At 36.1% G+C, this 22,430-nt stretch carries 18 protein-coding genes; 13 read left to right on the top strand and 5 right to left on the bottom strand.

Going from position 1 to position 22,430, the window contains the following annotated elements:
- Positions 1-737: 737 nt before the first annotated feature.
- From dapF to dacB, 5 genes are all read left to right on the top strand, one after another.
- On the top strand, positions 738-1,661 hold the full coding sequence (dapF, locus tag SOI84_RS01690) for a diaminopimelate epimerase (protein WP_320674679.1): 924 nt from the start codon (positions 738-740) through the stop codon (positions 1,659-1,661).
- Between the two features lie 81 nt (positions 1,662-1,742).
- Complete coding sequence (locus tag SOI84_RS01685; RefSeq protein WP_320674678.1) at positions 1,743-2,936, top strand: cysteine desulfurase family protein; 1,194 nt, start codon at positions 1,743-1,745, stop codon at positions 2,934-2,936.
- A 16-nt stretch (positions 2,937-2,952) separates the two neighbouring features.
- The gene (locus tag SOI84_RS01680; protein ID WP_320674677.1) at positions 2,953-3,573 is read left to right on the top strand and encodes a DUF1995 family protein; all 621 of its coding nucleotides are present in this window, start codon (positions 2,953-2,955) and stop codon (positions 3,571-3,573) included.
- A 48-nt stretch (positions 3,574-3,621) separates the two neighbouring features.
- Positions 3,622-4,101, top strand: a complete 480-nt coding sequence (locus SOI84_RS01675) for a DUF4330 domain-containing protein (RefSeq protein WP_320674676.1) — start codon at positions 3,622-3,624, stop codon at positions 4,099-4,101.
- Between the two features lie 6 nt (positions 4,102-4,107).
- A complete protein-coding gene (gene dacB, locus SOI84_RS01670) occupies positions 4,108-5,409 on the top strand; it encodes a D-alanyl-D-alanine carboxypeptidase/D-alanyl-D-alanine-endopeptidase (RefSeq protein ID WP_320674675.1) in 1,302 nt (433 codons plus the stop codon).
- Here the strand turns inward: dacB and SOI84_RS01665 are convergent.
- Both SOI84_RS01665 and coaD read right to left on the bottom strand, forming a co-directional pair.
- A complete protein-coding gene (locus SOI84_RS01665; protein ID WP_320674674.1) occupies positions 5,387-6,073 on the bottom strand; it encodes a hypothetical protein in 687 nt (228 codons plus the stop codon). The genes dacB and SOI84_RS01665 overlap by 23 nt on opposite strands.
- Before the next feature lie 14 nt (positions 6,074-6,087).
- Complete coding sequence (gene coaD, locus SOI84_RS01660; protein ID WP_320674673.1) at positions 6,088-6,564, bottom strand: pantetheine-phosphate adenylyltransferase; 477 nt, start codon at positions 6,562-6,564, stop codon at positions 6,088-6,090.
- A gap of 67 nt (positions 6,565-6,631) precedes the next feature.
- Between coaD and SOI84_RS01655 the strand changes: the two genes are divergently transcribed.
- From SOI84_RS01655 to SOI84_RS01640, 4 genes are all read left to right on the top strand, one after another.
- The gene (locus tag SOI84_RS01655) at positions 6,632-7,114 is read left to right on the top strand and encodes a flavin reductase family protein (protein WP_320674672.1); all 483 of its coding nucleotides are present in this window, start codon (positions 6,632-6,634) and stop codon (positions 7,112-7,114) included.
- Between the two features lie 18 nt (positions 7,115-7,132).
- Positions 7,133-9,052, top strand: a complete 1,920-nt coding sequence (gene uvrC, locus SOI84_RS01650; RefSeq protein WP_320675316.1) for an excinuclease ABC subunit UvrC — start codon at positions 7,133-7,135, stop codon at positions 9,050-9,052.
- 146 nt (positions 9,053-9,198) lie between these two features.
- Entirely contained in the window at positions 9,199-9,768 is a 570-nt protein-coding gene (gene hemJ, locus SOI84_RS01645; protein ID WP_320674670.1) for a protoporphyrinogen oxidase HemJ, read from the top strand.
- Positions 9,768-10,430: a PHP domain-containing protein gene (locus SOI84_RS01640; protein WP_320674669.1), complete on the top strand. Its 663-nt coding sequence runs from the start codon at positions 9,768-9,770 to the stop codon at positions 10,428-10,430. Before hemJ ends, SOI84_RS01640 begins: the two co-directional genes overlap by 1 nt.
- Before the next feature lie 20 nt (positions 10,431-10,450).
- Here the strand turns inward: SOI84_RS01640 and cobN are convergent, their stop codons facing one another.
- Positions 10,451-14,185: a cobaltochelatase subunit CobN gene (cobN, locus tag SOI84_RS01635; RefSeq protein ID WP_320674668.1), complete on the bottom strand. Its 3,735-nt coding sequence runs from the start codon at positions 14,183-14,185 to the stop codon at positions 10,451-10,453.
- Between the two features lie 75 nt (positions 14,186-14,260).
- Between cobN and SOI84_RS01630 the strand changes: the two genes are divergently transcribed.
- Positions 14,261-15,181 (top strand): branched-chain amino acid transaminase, encoded by a 921-nt coding sequence (locus SOI84_RS01630; RefSeq protein ID WP_320674667.1) that lies wholly within the window; start codon positions 14,261-14,263, stop codon positions 15,179-15,181.
- 64 nt (positions 15,182-15,245) lie between these two features.
- Positions 15,246-18,860 (top strand): methionine synthase, encoded by a 3,615-nt coding sequence (gene metH, locus SOI84_RS01625; protein WP_414153604.1) that lies wholly within the window; start codon positions 15,246-15,248, stop codon positions 18,858-18,860.
- A 149-nt stretch (positions 18,861-19,009) separates the two neighbouring features.
- Here the strand turns inward: metH and SOI84_RS01620 are convergent, their stop codons facing one another.
- A complete protein-coding gene (locus SOI84_RS01620) occupies positions 19,010-19,240 on the bottom strand; it encodes a hypothetical protein (RefSeq protein WP_320674665.1) in 231 nt (76 codons plus the stop codon).
- Between the two features lie 671 nt (positions 19,241-19,911).
- On the opposite strand from SOI84_RS01620, the gene SOI84_RS01615 reads away from it, so the two are divergent.
- A complete protein-coding gene (locus SOI84_RS01615) occupies positions 19,912-20,760 on the top strand; it encodes a DUF4922 domain-containing protein (RefSeq protein ID WP_320674664.1) in 849 nt (282 codons plus the stop codon).
- Between the two features lie 38 nt (positions 20,761-20,798).
- Here SOI84_RS01615 and SOI84_RS01610 read toward each other — a convergent pair whose 3' ends face one another.
- On the bottom strand, positions 20,799-20,978 hold the full coding sequence (locus SOI84_RS01610) for a hypothetical protein (protein ID WP_320674663.1): 180 nt from the start codon (positions 20,976-20,978) through the stop codon (positions 20,799-20,801).
- Between the two features lie 313 nt (positions 20,979-21,291).
- Between SOI84_RS01610 and SOI84_RS01605 the strand changes: the two genes are divergently transcribed.
- Positions 21,292-22,350 (top strand): molecular chaperone DnaJ, encoded by a 1,059-nt coding sequence (locus SOI84_RS01605; RefSeq protein ID WP_320674662.1) that lies wholly within the window; start codon positions 21,292-21,294, stop codon positions 22,348-22,350.
- Positions 22,351-22,430 lie beyond the last annotated feature (80 nt).

Here is a 22,430-nt window from a genome sequence, read left to right as displayed (position 1 = left end):
CTTCCCACTTTACACTATATTGGATTAAGTAATAGAATAACTATAATGAGCCTATAAAGGATTTTTTTTTACGCCCCTTCTCATAGATGAGCTTATTTTAACCAAATGTTATATTAACTCAAACCATGATAGACATCAGGAAAATACGAAAAAAGCTTAGTCGTTCTATTTCTGAAACTTTGTTTAGAAAAAGTACAGGCATCACAACTTATACCAAAAATAACATAAATGATAATTCAAATATCAAGAAACAAATCAAAGATATAGATTCCACTATTAGTTATACTGTCAAATGTTTGATTCAGGCACAGTCTATTCACCTTAATACCTTGCTTGCTAAACCAAGGGGTTTATTTCAGAATATAAGCCATTCCTATTATAGATCTGTCTCACATAAATCAATAAAATGGCACTTTGAAGAATTACTTAACCTTGTCAAGCTACGACTCTTTCTTCAGTACAAACTATTTATTACATCTGGACCAATATTCTTAAGGCCACTTAGAAAACTATTTCTTTTATTAGCTTTGGGCATGATTATACTTTCTAGTATTTTCATTCTTATAATTGGTTTTTTAGCCTTGCTAAATTTCTTGCCGTTAATAATAATCATCTTTTGTGCACTTTTCTTATTCGCAAAAAATAAGACCTATAAATAATGACATATGATACACACTGAATTCTTCCCTTATTAGATATCAAATATATTAATATGCTATTATACTTTTCCTAATCAGTTGAATGATTCTTCTGACTACCTTATGAAATCTTTAATTAAATTTTTTAAATACCATGGTCTGGGTAATGATTTTATCCTTTTTGATTATCTGGAGGAGGGTATTTCTGATACACACTATTCTTTGAATAAGGAGTTTATAATGAGAATTTGTAGTAGAAACTTTGGAATAGGAGCAGATGGCGTAATTTTTGCTTTACCTTCAAAGAACGAATATGATGTATTGATGCGAATTTTCAATTCTGATGGCACTGAGGCAGAGATGTGTGGCAATGGAATTCGATGTCTTACAAAGTATCTATTTGATAAAGAAATTATTTCAAGCAAACCCAAATTATCCATATCAACATTGGCTGGCCCAATTCAAGTTAGTCTAACAAAGAATAAGGATGTAAGTGTTGATATGGGACGCCCTCTACTTAAACCAAATTCGATTCCTACAACAATGCCTATGTCAGAGTTCGGATTGCCTAAAACTTCAATAACTTTAGACGGCATGAAATTAAATGTCTGTTCAGTTGGAATGGGTAATCCTCATATGATTGTGCGGTTTGATGATTTGGAAAATCTTCAACTTTATACTGTAGGTCCTAAATTGGAGTCTCATAAATTTTTTCCATTAAAGACTAATGTTCATTTTTTAAAAGTAATCAGTAAAACGCATTTACAAATTAAAGTTTGGGAAAGAGGTTGCGGCGAAACGCTAGCCTGTGGGACTGGGGCCTGCGCGACACTTGTAGCTGCTCATTTACTTGGTCTAGCAGATAATTCCAACGTAGAAGTGAGTTTACCAGGTGGAAGTTTATATATTTCATGGCCTAATAGGGACTCATCTGTCTTTATGACCGGAAGTGCAGAACTGGTATTTGAAGGTGTTTTGCCCTGTGATCTTGAAAAACATTTTCATTCAAGTTTAAATTCTTAATCAATGTTTTTCACCTTAGCTAATCTAGATTCCGTAATTGGATCTTAGAGCCATATTATTACTTATGTTAGAATATATGCCATGAAAGATAACTATAACGCTCCTCAAATTTATCTAGATGCAGCTGCAACCGCCAAACCATCGAACGATGTTTTATCTGTGGTCAATGATTCACAACTGCATTATTGGGGCAACTCTTCCTCCCTTCATCATGAAGGCATTAGAGCTTTAAAACATCTTGAAAGATGTCGAATTTCAATATCAAAGGCGCTTGGTTCACTTCCTGAACATGTTGTATTTACATCTGGGGCAACCGAATCTATTGATTTAGCCTTACGTTTATCTATAACAAATCTAACCCCTGCACGTATAGTAATTTCTTCTGTAGAACACCCTGCAGGACGCCAGGCCGCTTTAAATCTGGAACAATTGGGTTGGGAAATTGTAGAATGGCCTGTTGATGACCTTGGCTGTATAGATTTATCTTATTCTGAAGAACTTTTAAGCGAACCTACAAAAATTGTTTCTATTATTTGGGGACAGTCTGAAATAGGAACTCTTCAGCCAGTTTTTGATATAGCTCGGCAATGTCGAAATAGAGGAATTAAATTTCATACAGATGCTACTCAGATTTTGCCTCATGGTCTTATAAATTGGGAAAAATTAGACTTTGACTTTCTAAGTGGATCAGCCCACAAATTGCAAGGTCCTAAGGGGGTTGGTTTCCTTTTAATACGTCATAAATGTGTTTTACCAACACCGAGTAATTCTCACACCGTTGAGTACGGTTTACGGGCTGGAACAGTCCCTGTACCTCTGGTCTCTGGATTGAGCAAATCCATTGATTTAGTAAAGGAGAGTACTGATGTGATCAATTCCAATAATATCAAGGGCAATTTAGATGTTTTTAGAAAAACTATTTTATTAAGGCAGAAATTAAAGGAGATAGTTGGGGTTAATTTTACCGGGCACCCCACAATTAGACTACCTAACCATATTTCGATGTTGGTATCAGACAAGAATGACAATCCTATTAACTCGCGAGTTTTAGTTTATAACCTTTCAAAGTTAGGTTTATACGCCAGTAGCGGAACTGCTTGTAGCTCAGGTAATAACCAAAGTAGCCTAGTGTTACGAGCAATGAATATAGAAGATAGATATCTAAGATCAGGTCTAAGGTTTAGTCTGGGACCCTGGACCACAGACACAGAAATAGACCTGATCCCTTCAATACTCTCCAGAGCTATACACGAATCCTTAGATTCACAACGCTAACTACGAACTCATCCCTATGCATGAAGTTTTACCCAAGGACTTACGCGAAGCGGAGTTCAGATTATTCAAATCCTCTATTGCGTCTTTAGGCAAAAACCCTTTAGGTAGGTGGATTGTCACCTTAAAGTTTGAAGGTTTAAAACTATTGCCACTGGTAATTAGATATAGCCGTGAATTACTCAAATCTCACAAGAATCATTATTTAGCATTTCCGGATGCAGGAGCAACAGCACTAGCAAAAAGGGAATATCCAGAAATGTCAGAAAAGATTTTTTCATTCAATGAAGTTAAAACTAAACAATTAGTACAACCTAATATTTTATTAGCTGTTATGCCTACCCCTCCTGATTTTGAGATTTTTGAAGATATAGCTAATAAGTATTCCGGTCCGATTGTTATGATAAATGGTAATTTAGAGGATTCTGTTGTTGGTATAGGAAGCGTTGCTAGGGATAGACGTAAAAGGTTCCTGTCATCCTGGAATGTAAGTTACTGGCTAGAACCATTAAAGGCTGGTGCTCTAATGAAGGCCTTCCCCTCTGATTGGATCTTATTTCAGTTAACTGACCAAGGTTATTCTTATAAGTCAAAATTTACCGATAAACCTACATCTGAAGAAATTTATGAGCTTCTATAATTTAATGGTAGATTTTAAAATAAGTTCCATAAGCTAAACTCCTAAAGTATGAACAAGTATTTGTTTGGGAAAAAGTTAACTTTCAACCCAATTGACTTATTTGGGTTGATTATTTCTATATTGGCTGTGGTAGCAGTGTTCTGGTCACCAAGAATCAACACAATACATTCTAGAATAAAAGGGGACTCTTCCTCTTTAATTTTAACAGTAGATGTTAGAGGTTTATCTATTGAAAACAAGTCAGAGTTCATAAGTGAGGCAATCAAAGAGAAGGAGCTAGAGGTATACGTTCGAAATCAACCGACAGGAAAGTTGAAAATAGTAAACATTGATGATTTGTCTAAACTAAAGACCATTACACCGGATGATAATTTAGTTAACCTTAGATTTATACTAGTTGGATCAGGTATTTCTACAAAGAATGGTCTATTAATTGCAGGAACAAAAGTCAAAATTGGTGTTCCAATTTTACTGGAAGGTCTCACTTATAGGTTTAAAGGTAATGTCAGCAATATAAGGTACAAATAATTTATCATGAGAATGCCATTATTACACAATTTGATTTTGGGTTCAATTGCTTCTCCACTTATTTTTCATGTTTTAAATGACACTCAAATACTTAATGCTCAGGTCTCAAATTATTCTAACTCCAATCGATTCTCACATCAAAAATCAACTTCTATATCAAAGGGATCTTCCTGTGCTTCTATCTCAAATTCCGTTAAAAAAGTAATTGGTAGGGACCAAGGCAAATGGAGTTTAACGATTATTGATAGAAATTCGAATGTATTAGCGGATGTTAATGGATCTACACCCCGAATACCCGCCTCTAATCTTAAATTATTATCCACAGCATTTGCTCTTGAGAAATTAGGCCCAAACTTTTTACTAAGTACATCGCTTTATAAGAGAAAAGGTGATCAATACGAAATTTTGGGGGAAGGAGATCCTGATCTGAATGAAGAAAAACTTAAACGTATAGTAGATTCACTTAAGGTTAATCTACCAAAAACTCCCTATTTTAAGAGTAATCCAACCCTTACAATTAGGGAGGAGCCCTCTGATCATTGGTGGCCAAATGGTTGGAAGACTACAGATAAAAATGAGTCCTATGGAGCACCTATTACTCGATTAGCAATTCATAGCAATACATCATCAGAATCCCTAAAAGATCCTACAGGTGTTATTAAATTAACAATTAGCTCTTTATCTGATATTAAGCAAAAGGGTATAATATTTAAAACTAGCCCATTCAAAAAATTAATAGAATCGCGATTTTCTAATCAATTGCTGCACAGAGAGTATTCTGCACCAATGATTGCCTTACTAAGCCTCTCTAACGCAGAAAGTCATAATTTTACAGCTGAGGTCCTTCTCAGAAATGCATCAAGAACTTGGGTCCCTAAAAAGGCTGCACAACAATTGCTGAGATGGTTAAAAGATAAAAAAATTCCAACTCAAAATATTAGAATTTATGATGGTAGTGGCTTATCTCGAAATAACCTTCTTACAACGAGGAGCTTAACAAGTATCCTTTACTATATGTCTACGAGGCCAAACTTTCCCTATTATATTTCATCCCTTGCAGTTGCTGGACAAAGGGGCACATTAGCTGATTTCACTTCAAATACCTCAATTAATGGTAGATTCTATGGTAAGACTGGAACGTTAGATGGTGTTAGATCCCTTTCAGGGTATATGGAGAGTCCAAATGGCTATCTTTATCTTAGTATAATCTCAAATGGTGCTATGGAAGCTGATCTAAAGTTACCATTAATCATAGAAAAAATTTATCAATATAGTTTATGTAATTTCACCCATAAAGAGACCCTCTAGTTTTATCCAGGTTAGTTTTTTGTATGTTTATTCCTTCAGTAATAATATCATGACCATATCTAGTAGAAGATCTTACAAGCTTTCTGCTCTCCTTCTTTGTCAAAGAGATAATAAGCTTCCGTTGTTTTTTGAGTTTTTCAATTTCCGCTGATAATTTTGTTTGTTGATGTTGGTAGTCTTTAATCATTAGGGCTTTCTTTTGTAGTAAATTATGTTCGAGTCTGCCCAAAATAAGCTTAAACTTCTTTTGTAGGATTTTTTGGGACTTGATTAATTCTTCTTCCAACTCTGTTTTCTTTTTTTTAGTTCTCAATAGTATTAGATTAGCTGCATGTTGTGACTTTTTTCTTATTTCGTTTGCCTGTTTTATCGCCAGTTTATTAATGCTTGATGAATTTAGTATTTTATTCCGGGTTAGGCATGCATCCCGAAGTAGTTTCTCCGACTTTTCTGTCGCATTGCTAAGGAGTTCTTCCTTTGATGAGATAATCCCTTCAGCTTCTATGATTTGACTTGGTACTGAGGTTCGAATTTGCTCAAATAGCAAAGTTGCCTCCTGTTCATTTACGAGTCTCTGACTGGTAAACGGAACTCGTAGCGATTCAAGAAATAGATTTTCGAGTTCGTTGATTTGATCGATTAAAGTTAATCCTTCAGATGTCATGATTGAGATTCTTTTTATTTATTAAAAAGCAATTTTAGTTCGTTTGCCACTATTTCTGGTACAAGATGGCTTATGTTCCCACCAAATTTAGCTACCTCCTTAACCACCGAACTACTTAGGAAACTGTGATGTGCTGTAGTGGCCAGGAATACTGTTTCTGTATTGCAAGCCAATGACCTGTTTGTATGTGCCAATTGTAGTTCGTATTCAAAGTCACTCAAAGCCCTAAGTCCTCTTAGGATGAGTGTACATTTTTCATCTTTAGCACAATCAACAGTAAGACCTTCAAAGCTTACAATTTCAACACCTCTCAAATGTTTTGTAGATTGTTGGATTTGATGAACTCTTTTCTCTAGGCTAAAAGTAGGGACCTTATCCGTATTGTGCAATACTGCAACCACAACTTCTCCAAAGAGCTCAACACCTCTTTCTATTAGGTCTAAATGACCATTTGTTAGTGGATCAAAGCTTCCGGGATAAAGAACTCTCATTTGGTATCAGTTTAGATAGATCTGGTAGAGGTTTAGCCTTAAAGTCGGAGCAACTACAATTAAATTAATGCCGATTGACGCTGAAGCAAAGAAAGTACTCCTTCGTAAGATTCCACATGGGCTTTTTATATGTGGTGTACGCGAGGGTGATGTTGTTAATGGTTTTACAGCCAGCTGGGTGACACAGGGATCTTTCGAACCTCCATTAGTTGTAATGGCTGTTCGATCGGAAGGGACTAGTCATGACATTATTCTAAGAACCAGGAAGTTTTCATTGAATGTCCTGAGATCTGATCAAAAGGAACTTGCAGCAGTGTTTTTCAAACCTCAGGAAGCACTTGGAGGTCGTTTTGAGGCCTCACCGTTTAGTTTTGGCGAATTAGGATTGCCAATTCTTGATGATTCACTAGGGGGAATTGAATGTGAATTAGTTGGTGACGTTAGGCATGGAGACCACACTGTTTTTGTTGGAGAGGTTAAGGCAGCAAAATTAATCAACGATACTGACCCACTAATCTTGTCAGCAACAGGTTGGGAATATGGCGGATGATGTACCTCAAGAAAATTAATTTTGTCAAAACATAATTTGCTAAGAATACACTCCAAGCTTGAGCGAAGAATTGAAGAAATTCCCCTTGAGCCTGGTTGCTATTTAATGAGAGATGTAGCAGATCAAATTTTATATATTGGTAAATCTAAAAACTTACGTAATAGAGTTAGGAGTTATTTTAGGCACTCAAATAATCATAGTCCCAGGATAAAATTAATGGTTAAGCAGATAGATTCTATAGATTTCATAGTTACCGATTCTGAAGATGAAGCTTTAGTTCTAGAGTCGAATCTAATTAAAGACCATCAACCGTATTTCAATATCTTACTTAAAGATGATAAAAAATATCCATATTTGTGTATTACATGGAGTGAGGAGTATCCAAGAATATTTATAACTAGACGTCGACGAAATAAAAATGATCTGGATAAGTTCTATGGCCCATATGTAGACGTGTCACTTCTTAGAAAAACTCTATTGTTAGTAAAAAAGATGTTCCCATTAAGACAAAGGCCTATACCCTTATATCACGATAGAGTATGTTTAAATTACTCAATAGGTCGTTGTCCTGGAGTTTGTCAGAAGTATATCACACCAGAAGATTATCATCTTACTGTTAAAAAGGTAGCCATGATATTTCAAGGTCGAAATGAAGAGTTGGTGAAACTTTTGAAAATACAGATGAACAAACTATCAGAACGTATGGATTATGAATCAGCAGCATTAATAAGAGATCAAATCAAAGGTTTAGATCAGCTAACTTCAAGTCAAAAAATGGCATTCCCAGATTCAAGACTTTCCCTTGATGCTATAGCGCTTTCAAATGATGAGAATGTTGCAGTGGTACAGATATTTCAAATGAGATTGGGGAAACTTATCGGAACCATCTGTTATAAAACTGATAGATATAATCAGGACCAATCGTTGATATTACAGAGAATTATGGAGGAACATTATGCAAATACTGAAGGTTTTGACATACCATCTGAAATTATAACTCAATTTGTTTTACCCCAAAATACACTAATTCAAAATTGGTTAACGGAATTAAAGGGTAGTAAAGTTAGTATTAAATTACCTCTACGTCATACCAAGGCAAAATTAGTAAAATTAGTAGAACGTAATGCTAATTATGAGCTGATAAATCTTAAGAGGGGTTATGAGCAAAATGAACTCGCAACAGAAGACCTGGCTCAATTATTGCAGATGGAAGAGTTGCCTCGTAGGATTGAAGGCTATGACATCAGTCATATACAGGGGTCAGACCCCGTTGGGTCTCAAGTTGTATTCATAGATGGATTACCAGCTAAGCAACATTATAGGAAATATAAGATTAAGAATCCTAAATTAACTACTGGCTATAATGATGACTATGCATCTCTGGGTGAAGTAATAACTAGAAGATTTAGGAAATGGTCGAAGCTAAAAAGGTCACAAGTAGATTTTCAGAAATCTAAATCTTCTAAACCTTCACTACTAGCAAATTCCTCTACTAATGATTGGCCAGACCTTATCCTGATAGATGGAGGCAAGGGACAACTAACAGCCGTTTTTAATGTCCTAAAAGAGCTAGGGCTTTCTGAGGATATCAATATTTGTTCGTTAGCCAAACAAAGGGAGGAAGTCTTTATTCCAGGTCTAAATACTCCACTTATTTCAGATCCGAATCAGATAGGTATCAAACTACTTAGGCGTGTAAGAGATGAATCACACAGATTCGCTTTAACTTTTCACCGACAGCAACGAAGTCAGCGAATGAGACGAAGCAGTCTTAGGGATATATCAGGACTTGGCACGCAAAGAATAAAAGATTTACTTAACTATTTTCATTCCATAGATGCAATAAAAATGGCTAAAATTAGGGAATTAGAAGAAGTTGAAGGTATAGGTCCTAATACTGCGAAAGAAATATATAACTACTTTCACCCTAGTTCATAATACTTTTGTTTATTGAGATAATTATTCTTTTATTCGATGTTTTATTTTGAACAACCTACAACTCTCTTAATAAATGATTGTGCTCCAATTTTAAGCATTGAAAAAATGTTATAATAAAAAAGTTTCAATTAGGGCATTTTTCTCTGATGAGCATACCCGCTGAGGCTTACCTATGGTTAAAGGCGCTACATATAATAGGAGTGGTTGTTTGGTTTGCAGGACTTTTTTATTTAGTTAGGTTATTTATATACCATGTAGAAGCCAATCAATTTGAAGAGGAACTTCAGATTGCATTCTCTAAGCAATATTCACTTATGGAAAGAAGATTAGCAAACATAATCACCACACCAGGTATGGTACTAACTATCAGTATGGCTATAGGTCTCCTTATAGTTCAACCTTCATGGCTATCTGAAAGGTGGATGCAATTCAAACTTATTTTTGTTGCCTTTCTTGTTTTATACCATATCCTTTGTTACCGCTTAATGGGCCAGTTACAACTTGGTAAATGTAATTGGACTGGGCAGCAACTTAGAGCCCTTAATGAACTGCCGACTCTTTTATTGGTTACGGTTGTTATGTTGGTTGTCTTTAAAAATCAGTTTCCAACAAATGCAGTTACTTGGCTTATAGTATTTTTAGTGGTCTTTATGGCAGCGTCTATTCAGTTTTATGCACGTTGGCGACGACTCAAATCAAGTGATCAAAATTCATAATGAAATTAGATTCACCTAGAACAACAATTACTTCTGTACTTAGTACAATAACGCCATTAAGTTGCCCTAATCTAGTAAACTTTCATACACATACAACATGTAGTGATGGCAGTATGCATCCTGTCGATCTAATCAAACAGGCAACATCAATTGGCCTAAAACATATTTCCATAACAGATCATCATTCAATAGAAGCATACACATTAATTGATAGATGGCTGGCTGAAACTAATCAGCAATTTATGGACTTACCAACTTTATGGACTGGTATAGAGATTTCTTGTCTTTTAAATAAATGTCTCATACATGCTATAGGTTTAGGATTTGATAGAAATCATAAGGCCTTACAACCGTATATTTATAAACAAGCTCCAATCGGAGAATATTTACAGGCACGAAAGGTTTCAGAGTCAATCCATGATGCAGGTGGAATTGTCTTATTAGCTCATCCTGCACGCTATCGAGTTGGTTTTTCTACATTGATTTCTGCTGCTGCTGATATTGGATTTGATGGAGCCGAGGCATGGTATGACTACGATTTTAACCCTAGCTGGCAATACAGTACTTTTGTCTGTGAACGAATAAGTACACAACTAAATAACCTGGGCCTTCTTTCAAGTTGTGGTACTGACTCACATGGAAAGAGTCTTTTAGGTAGATAGAGAATGTGATCTTAGGGTGATCAATTCATAGTCTCTATGATCCCTTCTGCTTCATTTATTATTGATTTTATTTCTTGTATTTCCTCATCTGTTGCATCTTGCCACAAGTCCCTGTTTGATGCTTCAAGCAAACGCTCTGCAATATCACGAAAGGCCCATGGATTTTCTGATTTTAGGAATTCACTTGTGCTTTTGTCTAGAACCCAATTTGAATATATGGCCTTATAGCACCAATCAGGAACGATGTTTGTTGTTGCATCGTATGCAAACAAGTAGTCAAGTGTTGCTGACATCTCAAAGGCTCCCTTATATGAGTGAGATTTAACACCTCTCAACCAGTTAGGATTTAATACCCTACTTCGTACAACTTTATCAACTTCCTGGCTTAATAGCCTAACCTTTGGACGCTCAATTCTTGAATGGTCTCCAAATAATAATTTCGGTCTTTTACCCGAAATCTTTTCTACCGCTGCTGATAAACCACCTTGAAATTGATAATAGTCATCTGAGTCAAGTATGTCATGTTCTCTATTGTCTTGATTATGTATGACAACTTGAACTCTACCTAGAGTATCTCTAAACCCAACATTATCCTCCTTTATTGTTAAGTCTGACTCATAGCTCCATTTACTCCAGGAGATATAAGCTTCTGCTAAATCATCTTTAGTTTCCCACTGTCCGGAGTTAATTAATTCTTGAAGACCAGCACCATATGATCCAGGTGCTGATCCAAAAATTCTATTTGTTGATTCATTATCTCGACAAATCTGAGCGTAGGGATTTTGATCTTTTGGTTCGTCTAACTGACCTACAATTAGTATGGCTCTGTGTACAATTTTGATTAGGTTAGGGAATGCGTCTCGGAATAATCCCGAAATTCGTAACGTTACATCTACTCTTGGTCTTTGAAGAATATTTAATGGTATTACTTCAATATCTATCATTCTTCTAGTGGGTCCATCCCAAATTGGTTTTACACCTATTAAGGCAAGTAACTGGGCGATGTCTTCTCCCCCATTCCGCATTGTGGCAGTACCCCATACCGAGAGGGCCATATGCTTTAGATGATCTCCATTATCTAGCAAATATATTGAAAGTATTTGCTCAGCACTTCTTCTTCCTAAGTCCCAGGCTGATTCGGTTGGTAGTCCTCTTAGATCAATAGAGAAGAAATTCCTACCTGTAGGTAGTACATCTCCTCTACCTTTTGTAGGAGCACCAGATGGCCCTGCCTGAATATATTCACCTTCGAATGCTCTTAGAAAAGATTCTTTTTCATTCGTGGGGCTGCGATTCAATCTTGACCAGTTTTGTTTAATTGCAGGCACTAATATAGCTTGAGCTTCGGGATCACTTAGTAAATGAAGGACTTCTTTGGGAACTATCTTAGATGTTTCAATGTCGGGGTCAATAACTAACTCTATTAGAGATAGTGCTATTTGGTCTAACCATTCGATTGTGTCCCCAGTTTTAATAATAGGCTTATTAATATACCTAGATAAAATCTTTTTATCATTACCTGAAAGGGCTTTTTCTTCTTCATCACACCAGGGATCAAGATCTAAATTTAATCTATCTGAGATGATTTGGGTAATACCCTTCTTGTATAAGGTTGGAGACTTGCAAATGCATAATGTAAGTTCAAGTAGTTGAGATTTAGCTGGTGAAGTTCCAAATATGTGAAGCCCTTTTTTAATTTGGGATTCTTTCAATTCACATAAATACGAATCTATAGAGCTAAAGAAATCCTCTTGATTATTTTCACTTTTGTCATTTGTCCGGGAGATTACTTTGTCTATCTCAGTGATCCTTACAATTTCTAATATTTTATCTTCCAATATATCTGATCGTTCTGAGCCCAATTCTCTCGCTGTGTAGTATTCATCTAGAAGGCTATCAAGTTTAAGGAGTTCACCATAAAGTTCTGCTCTTCCTAATGGTGGTGTTAAATGATCAATTATTAGAGATTGGCCTCTTCGTTTTGCTTGTGATCCCTCACCTGGATCATTTACTATAAAGGGATAAACATGAGGAGATGTGCCAAGTATAAGATTTGGATAACAGACTTCACTCATTCCGACACCCTTTCCAGGTAGCCACTCTGCTGTTCCATGCTTGCCTATATGTGAAATAGCATCTGCCTTAAAAATATTATTTATCCAATAGTATTGAGCCAGATATCGATGGGGTGGAGGTAGATCAGGTGAATGGATATCTTCTATTCTTGTAGCATCGTAACCTCTAGATGGTTGAATCAATATGGCTACATTGCCAAAAACAATACCATTTATTGGGAAGCCATCTTTTTCCAATTCTTGTGATTCTCTGGGTTCACCCCATCTATCAATAATTGGACCTTTGGCTTTTTCGTTAAGCTTTTTCCACCAGTTAAAATATAAGTCATAATTTAAATATGTTAATGGTGGTTTATGCGAACTTTCTGGAGAGTTTGTTCTTGATCTCTGGATTAAGTTTATTAATTCCTTGCTATTCCTTGGGATTTCAAATTTCCCTAAATTATAGTCATTCTCTTTAAGCCAAATGAGGATTTGAACAACACTTTCAGGTGTGTCTAACCCAACACCATTAGCTATTCGTCCATCCTTAATAGGATAGTTTGATAAAATCAATACAATTTTCTTGTTTCGGTTGTGGGTTTTTCTTAGATTTATAATTGCATTTGTATGATTCACCACCCATTCAATTGAAGGTTGATAAGGTTTTAGGGTATTAATAGCTGTACACAAATTTTTATCTAATGTTTGTACCTCTTTAAAACCGCAAGGTCTTGTGATAATTCTTCCGTCTAGCTCTGGTAAGACAATTTGAATAGATAAGTCAATTGGTGTAAGCCCTATACTGCTTTCCTCCCAATCGGATTTACTATTACTACTTGTCAGGATTTGAAGTAATGGAACGTTTAATGTTCCCCACAATTCGGATCCACGATATGCATTTTCAATTTTTACAGAGGAAAAGGCTGTCATCATTAAAATAGCCTGGATCTCTTCCTCTTTTAGTAGGTTTATAATCGCTCGTTTAATTTTTGAAGAGTTTAGGCTTGAGACACATAATGCTCTCGGAACTATGCCTTGGTTACGTAAACTAGAGTTTAAGGTTTCTGGAAGATAAGTATCACCAGCCTTATATAAGGCTCTATAGTATATAATTCCAACCCTAGGTCCTTCTTCATTTCTCCAGTCCCATTTGTAGGGGTCTGCAATTTTTGTTAGCTTCCTCTCTTGATGTCCTGTTGTTTGTAATTTATAGACCCTATCCAAAAGCTTTAGGAACACTTTCATATTTTCGCTTCCTCCTTCTCTAAGTAGACTTGCCATATAGTTCACATCTTCTTCAGCGATTGTACTTAAATCATGTAGTTCCTTTTCATCATCTTTCGTTCCAGAAAGTACTATAAGTTTTCTATTTGATTTATAGCCTTGCCACGTACTTAGTTTTCCAAGTCCATACCCCCAATGACTTTTACCCCCCAGAAGACGTACAATTATTATTACTGTTTTATTAGCTGTATTTGAAATGTAGTGGTCTACCTTGGCAGGATGATTTAATGCTGAGAGCTCAAGTGCTCGTATCTTTCCGTCCCATTTTTTAAAATTAGGATCTTCAAGTGTTTTTGAAAGTGTATTTATATCTGTGCTCGCACTTGTTAGAAATAACACAGGGGCGTTAGGCTGTTCCACCAAGGAGAATTTCTCTGGCGGTTCTGAACCTGGGACGCTGACGATACGATGCATTCAACAATTCTGCTACCTCAAGCTACAAGTTGTACCTTGAAGTGAGAAGATTTGTTTATACGGGATAGCCCCTCGATGCACAAGTTCCTTCCTTACGCATGGTTTCAGGGTAAGTGTGTTCCCTTTGAAGATGCAAGAGTCTCAATAGCTACTCACTCACTTCACTATGGAACTGCAGCCTTTGGAGGCATGAGAGCAATACCAGATCCAAATGACACAGATAGTCTTTTACTATTTCGATTGGATAAACACGCAAGACGACTCAGTCAAAGTGCACGCCTTTTATTAACTGAGTTGAAAGAAGATGAGATAGTCCAGTCATTAAAGGCTTTTTTAGTTATTAATAAACCTACTAATCCTATATATATAAGACCTTTTGTTTATACTAGTGATTTAGGAATTGCGCCAAGACTCCATAATATAGAAACTGATTTCCTAATCTATGGATTAGAACTAGGAGACTACCTCTCTCCCGAGGGTGTGACCTGCAGGATTAGTAGCTGGACTAGGCAAGAAGATAGGTGTTTGCCTTTAAGGGGAAAGATAAGTGGTGCATACATAACAAGCTCCTTAGCAAAAACGGAGGCTGTTCTAAGTGGCTTTGATGAAGCCCTATTACTGAACAGTCGAGGAAAGATTTCAGAAGCGAGTGGTATGAATCTTTTTCTGGTTAGGGATGGCCAGCTAATTACTCCAGGGGTAGATCAAGACATTCTCGAAGGCATTACCAGGGCTAGCGTGATTGAGATTGCACAGGAAATGGGAATCAGAGTAGTAGAACGTTCTGTTGACAAAACTGAGTTGTTTATCGCAGACGAGGTCTTTCTTACTGGTACGGCCGCAAAAATAACTCCAATAAGGCAGATAGAATCAACAAAGCTAGGTTCTGATAGGCCTATTATGGCGAGACTTAGGAAAAAGCTAGTAGCGATTACTGAAGGACGCGATCAGGACTATAGGCATTGGATAACACGAATTAAACTTAATGCTATTTAAAGACTGCATAAAAATAATTGATATGACATGGTAATTTTTTCTCTATTGTTGGTTTCCTAAGGAATTGGTAGGAAAAAAAGCCTCAAACCTTTCTAAAGGGGATTCAGAGTTACGTAAACGTCTCTACTCCCAAAATAATTCAGTGCTTGTTTTTGATGGTGCTACAGGCACGTCACTTCAAAATTTTGAATTAGGGCCAGACGATTTTGGTGGCGCAGAATATGAGGGTTGTAATGAAATATTAGTCAAAACATCACCAGGTTATGTTGAAGATGTTCATAAGCAATTTTTAGAAGCTGGGTGCGATGTAATAGAAACAAATACTTTTGGGGCCAATTCTATTGTTTTAGCAGAATATGGATTAGAGAAAGAAAGTTTTGAAATTAACAAAGCTGCTGGTCTTATAGCTAAATGTATAGCCGAAAAATATTCAACAAAGTCTCAAAAGCGTTTTGTAGCTGGCTCTATGGGACCTACAACAAAACTTCCAACTTTAGGCCATATTGATTTTGATACTATGCGTCAATCTTATGAACAGCAGGCTAGTGGATTAATTGATGGCAAGGTTGATATGATAATTATTGAGACATGTCAGGATGTTTTACAAATAAAGGCCGCAATTCAAGGAGTAATGAATGCAAAAAAACATGCATTAAGTGATATCCCAATAATGGTATCTGTTACTATAGAAACTACTGGAACAATGCTTGTTGGTACGGATATATCAGCAGTATTAACAATCCTTGAGCCATATCCAATAGATATATTAGGTTTAAATTGCGCGACGGGTCCAGAGCAAATGAAATCTTATATAAAATATCTTGATCAGAATTCACCATTTATTATTAGCTGCATTCCCAATGCCGGTCTACCAGAGAATATAGGCGGAAGAGCTCATTATAAACTAACTCCTCTTGAATTAAAAATGCAATTAATGCATTTTATAGAAGATTTAGGGGTAAGGGTTATAGGCGGTTGTTGTGGTACAACCCCTGAACATATTGAGAAATTAAGGGAACTATCCTTGTCAATGACAATAAAGCCAAGACCATGCAGAAATCCGCACAGTAGGGCATATAGAACATCTCTTTATAATTATGTGCCATCATTATCTTCTATATATAGTACTACGCCCTATAAGCAAGATAGTTCTTTTTTGATTATTGGAGAAAGGTTAAATGCAAGTGGTTCTAAAAAGGTACGTGAATTACTAAACAAAGAAGACTGGGATGGATTAGTTGGCATTGCAAAAAATCAATTAAAAGAGAATTCTCATGTGATTGATGTCAATGTTGATTATGTGGGTAGAAATGGAATATCTGATATGAAGGAACTTGTCTCTCGTTTAGTCACAAACATCAATTTGCCTTTGATGATCGACTCAACAGAGGCAACAAAAATGGAAAGTGGTCTAAAAGTTTCTGGAGGTAAAAGTATTATTAACTCTACTAATTATGAAGATGGTGAAGGAAGGTTTCTTGAAGTCGTAGATTTAGCAAGAAAATATGGATGTGGAATAGTAATTGGGACTATTGATGAGAAAGGGATGGCTAGAACAACTGAAAGAAAGTTTTATATAGCAGAGAGGGCATATAAGCAAGCAACTGAATTAGGTATGCCTCCGCATGAAATTTTTTATGATCCATTAGCTTTACCCATCTCTACTGGAATAGAGGAAGATAGAAGAAATGCAATTGAAACATTAAATGCTATTAAAGTTATCAAGCAAGAATTAAAAGGAGTACATATCGTGCTGGGTATATCTAACATTAGTTTCGGACTTTCTCCAGCAACGAGAATTACATTGAATTCGGTATTTCTTGATTTATGTGTTAAGGCTGGTTTGGATTCTGCTATTATTTCACCATCAAAAATACTCCCTCTTAACAAAATTAGTTTAGAACATACACAAGCTTGTTATGATTTAATTCATGATTCTAGGAAATATAATAATGGAATTTGTACATACGACCCTCTAACTAACCTTACTTCAATCTTTGAAGGTATATCATCTAAAACTGCCAGATCTTCAAAAGAAAAGATCTCTACACTTCCTATAGAGAAGCAGCTGCCACAACACATTATTGATGGTGAAAGGGAGGGTTTAGACAAATGTCTCTCCCAAGCCTTGAAAAAATATAAACCTCTTGAAATTATTAATCAATTCCTTCTTGATGGAATGAAGGTTGTAGGTGAATTATTTGGTTCAGGAAAGATGCAATTACCCTTTGTACTTCAATCTGCACAAACAATGAAATCGGCCGTAAAATATTTAGAACCTTATATGGATAAATCCGGGGCTGAGAATGTATCGAAGGGTAAGTTTCTCATTGCGACTGTAAAGGGTGATGTACATGATATTGGAAAGAACCTAGTAGATATTATTTTATCAAATAATGGGTATGAAGTTATAAATCTAGGTATAAAGCAAGAAATTTCTGCTATCATTAACGCCCAGAAAAGTCATAATGCTGACTGCATTGCTATGAGTGGTTTGCTTGTTAAGTCTACTGCTTTTATGAAAGACAATTTAGAGGCGTTAAATAGAGAAGGTATATCAGTACCGGTCATTCTGGGTGGAGCAGCACTTACGCCTCGATTTGTTCATAATGATTGTAATAGTGTTTATAATGGTCAAGTTGTTTATGGGAAGGATGCGTTTACTGATTTAAAATTTATGGATTCATTTATAAAGGCAAAACAAACCAAGGAGTGGGATGATAGTTCTGGATTTTTAAACAACAATATAAATATTACCGAACTAGGTTTATCTCAGAAAAAGTCATTAGAAATTAATTTAAAAAATTTAAATGATTCGGAATCACCTGCTAGTTTTAAATCAGGTACACATCGTTCTGAAACGATCCGTCAGGAAGTCCCTGTTAAACCTCCATTTCTTGGTCCAAAGGTTTTGACAGAAAATGATCTAGAACTGAAATTTATTCTTCCTTATTTAGACCTTAATGCACTATATGCAAGTCAATGGCAAATGAAAAAGACTAAGGGTATGTCCCAGGATGAATACAACGCATTTATTTCGGAGAATGCAGAGCCTGTACTGAAAAAATGGTTAAATGAGATCCAGGAAAATCAGCTTTTACAACCTTCAGCAGTATATGGTTACTTCCCTTGTGGGAGAGATGGAAATCGATTAGAAATTTTTGATTCCACTTGTTCCTCTATTGGATGTTTTGAATTTCCTAGACAGAGATCAGGCAACCGTTATTGCATATCTGATTATTTCGCCGATTTAATTGAAAACAAACCTGTTGATTATTTGCCAATGCAGGCAGTTACCATGGGGTCATTTGCAAGCGAGTTTGCTAAAAAGTTATTTGATACAGATAATTATTCTGATTATCTGTATTTTCATGGCTTAGCTGTTCAATTAGCAGAGGCATTAGCAGAGTACGTCCATTCAATAATACGAAAAGAATGTGGATTTGCCCATCTGGAACCAAATCTTTTGAAGGATATTCTTGGACAGAGGTATAGAGGTGCTAGATATTCATTTGGCTATCCAGCATGTCCGAATGTGGCAGACTCAATGAAGCAATTAGAATGGCTAGAGGCAAAGAAAATTAATCTATTTATGGATGAAAGTGAGCAAATTCATCCTGAGCAAAGCACTACTGCAATCGTAGCGTTACACAGTAGGGCTAAGTATTTTAGTGCTTAACTATGATTAGTTTGTTGATTAATAGCTTAATATCTATGAAAGAAAGTGACGGTTAAACTTTTTCTTTTAGAAATCAAACTAAATCAAAAAATAAAACTTCAAAGAAGAACCAATCAAACATTATTTGTTGTTAGCACTCTGCTTTGATTTCAATCCTGGCATAAGCTTTCCATAGTATCTATCACATTTTGCTGGAAATCATCTAAGGAATCCGAGTCGCTGAGGTCAATGCCCTCACCGGCGGCATTCTGTGTGAGTTCTTGAAAATGAAATGCCCCTTCACCATTGGCGAGGAACTCTATGGCTGACGTTTCGCCGCTTTCCCTAAACGCGTCGCAAAGAGCTAGGAAGGCGCCGTCTTCTGTGAACTCCCAATCCATTGAGGAGAAATAACTGATTGACGTTTAACGCCTTCCCCCCTGCCTACGTCAACCTTCTATGTACAAAATGTGTCAGTAATTTTTAAGTCCACCCCTATCAATTCGGTCACTAGAGTGCCCGAGATCAATTGGTATAAGGGGATTTAGGAGTTGTGGAATCAAATTTGAACCAAATATCGGTAAATAAGAAATTTTTAGGGTAATTAACAATTCATTCCCAAAAAGCTTGAGGAGACTCCACCTAAAATCATCTTTGTGAAAAGACCTTTTACTTTTTATTCTTTCCCATTTCAGTGACCAGGTTTCTTGCGAAAGGATTTAGCGAGGCCTAAGCCCCTAGCGAGGCCTAAGCCCCTAGCGAGGCCTAAGCCCCGCTAGGGGGCATGGAAAGCCATTCCGAAACGCTTCAGTGATGAATTAGTGATCCGATGCGCTTTGGCGCCCCGCAGAGAGCACTGGAGACCCTTTTCTACCGTTAAACCAGTGGGAGAAATTTAGTTGGGCTTAATTTGAAAAAAATTTGAGGTCACCATATCTCGCCCGAGATGTTTTCTTGTATTAATGCAACTCCGTATCTAGCTTTTCTGACTTAAAAGTTACTTTGTCATAAACTTGTTCATGCTAATGGGAAAAGTGTCGATAAGCTTGATACGAAGTGATTATGATCACAAATGATTAAAGAAGTTTATTGGAAGAAGGCAATAAATAGAACCAACTATGCAATAAATAAGAATAGTCTTATTCCATTGAAAACCCATATGGAAGTTGTAAATGATAAATTTGGACATTTATTTGAAGTAAGAACCCTTTTAGAAACAGCAAAATTTCCTAACCCTATATATGGGCCAAAGGAGAACGCTTTCAATCCTTGGGATACAAACCTAGAGATTGCAGAAATAGGTCAGGATCATGCTCTGATTTTGAACAAGTATCCAGTGCAAATAGGCCATATGCTTTTAATAACTAAAACGTGGGCACCTCAAAATGGTTGGCTTACTTATAAAGATTGGGAAGCTCTATTGACGGTAGATCAGGACACTACAGGACTTTGGTTCTTTAACAGTGGTCCAATTGCTGGGGCAAGCCAACCTCATAGGCATTTACAGTTGTTGCCTCGACGAATTGATGAGGCGCTTTGTCCAAGGGACTACTGGTTTAAAGATCTTATAGATTTTAAAGAGGAAAGAAAGGGTTTGTTATTCAATTCCTGCAAAGTTATAGCGATTAAAAGTATTGAAAGAATGACCCCTGAGGATATGTATGACTTATACCTAAACCTTTGCAATCAACTAAAGATTGGTTCACCAGAACTAAATAATAGACCCCTGAAACCATATAATTTACTAATTACAAAGGATTGGATGAGTTTAATTAGGAGAAAAAAAGAATCTAATAAAGGTTTTAGTATTAATTCTCTGGGATTTGCTGGGTACCTTTTAGCTACAGAATCATCAGACATAAATTGGTTATATAATTATGGACCAGATAGGTTGGTTGAAGGGGTAGTTGACTTAGTCTAACTTAAGTATATTTTTCCTTAAATATTCATAGACTATCATTAATTTATATTTAATTCATTATCTCTATTAATTTGATTTTCTAGTGTTGAGATTGATGCGTCTATAGCTGCAATACGTCTTTCTAGAGAATCTCTCCAACCTTTCAGGGCCATTAATCTTCTGGCCTGAAATTTTCTCCTGGCCTTTAGTACTGTCCCTTCCGAGTAACAGGAATCCATTTTTAGGTGGTGGTTTTAATCAATTTCTATTTTAGTAGAAATTTTGAAATTTGTGGTTAGTAACGTTTTTAAGTGAAATTCTACATAGGAATATTTTATTAAGCTTTTTTAATAGAAGTCAAAATAGCCATATTATTGGAAGGAATAGAATAAAAAATTTTAATTATTATCGATTTCTTTAGTTAGACGAATATGTGCTAATAGTTAAGCTTGTTGAAGCAAGTGCAATTTCATATCTAAAACAAATAATCAAAATTATTAGCATCATTCCATAATTCAAATAATATAATGTAAATACACTCCCTTCAATTACGTGACGGAGTCACCCCAGAAAAAAAATAAGCGTATATCCGTTGATCTTCCTGAAGAGTTAGTGTCTCGATTTGACGAATTGAAAAAAGAGTGGGGCTTAAGAGCAAGAGGCGCTGTCCTTAAGAGATTGTTAGAGGAAGTTTTACTTGAGGATTCATTGCCTATAACAAAGTCTTTAGATATCGAGAGCCTTAATTCTGATACCAAAAATGAATTATCAACAATCCAAGAAATTAATTCTCAAAATACGCCTTATGACGAAAATACAGCTCTTGTTCTAATTGGTGATAAGAACAAACCTACAGCTTCAACTTTTCAACAATTATCAGGAAATAACCTTAATTTTGGAATCCCGGAATCAACAAGTACTAAGCCTAATGGTATAGATTTACCAGGTTTTGTAAGTAAAAGAGGACAACGTATTAAAGAAAGTTTACGGCCTAATACAAAACCAGTTAACCAAGATAATGAACCCTTTGTAGCCTTTGTTAGCAGTGACGATATTGAAAGAAGTCTAGAAAGTGCTACACAACACTGGAAATCACTATATGGAAAAAGACCTGGCGAAACAGTCGTCGAAGCCGCAATGGTTTGGTTAGCGAGGGATATTTGGTTACATACTGAAGGAGCTGACTCCGGATTGTTTACATGGACTCGCGCAAATCAAAATATGCAAAAGCACTGTAAGGAATGGAGGTCAGAAACGCCTTCATTTGAAAAGGTTATGGTTATTGCTGGTGTACTTGAGGATCCTTTTGCTACTAGTACTCTTCCTCAACGAATGCCAACTCTTATAAGGAGGTTTGTTAATAGTTTTAAACGCAGTAGAAATGTAACTTCATTTGAGACTCTTGAATCAACTATGACCGTACATGGTGCATTAAAACTATTATCGTTACCTACAACAGCAGGTTCTGCCTTAACGCTTTGTAGGATAAGAGACGCATATAAGCAAAAGGCTGTTGAGGATCATCCTGATGCAGGAGGATCTACAGAAGCTATGAGGCGACTTAATGAAGCATATCAACTTCTAAAGGAGCTATACAGAAAGAATAATTAGTCTCATGCATCTATTTATAGACTAAGGATTAGTCTATAAAAGAGTCTCAGATCGGACAGATGGACACTTGACTGGGGTTT

The organism is Prochlorococcus sp. MIT 1341 (genome assembly GCF_034092415.1).
GTDB lineage: Bacteria > Cyanobacteriota > Cyanobacteriia > PCC-6307 > Cyanobiaceae > AG-363-P08.
The sequence above is the reverse complement of the archived record's forward strand: the minus strand, read 5'-3'. Positions and strand labels throughout refer to the sequence as shown.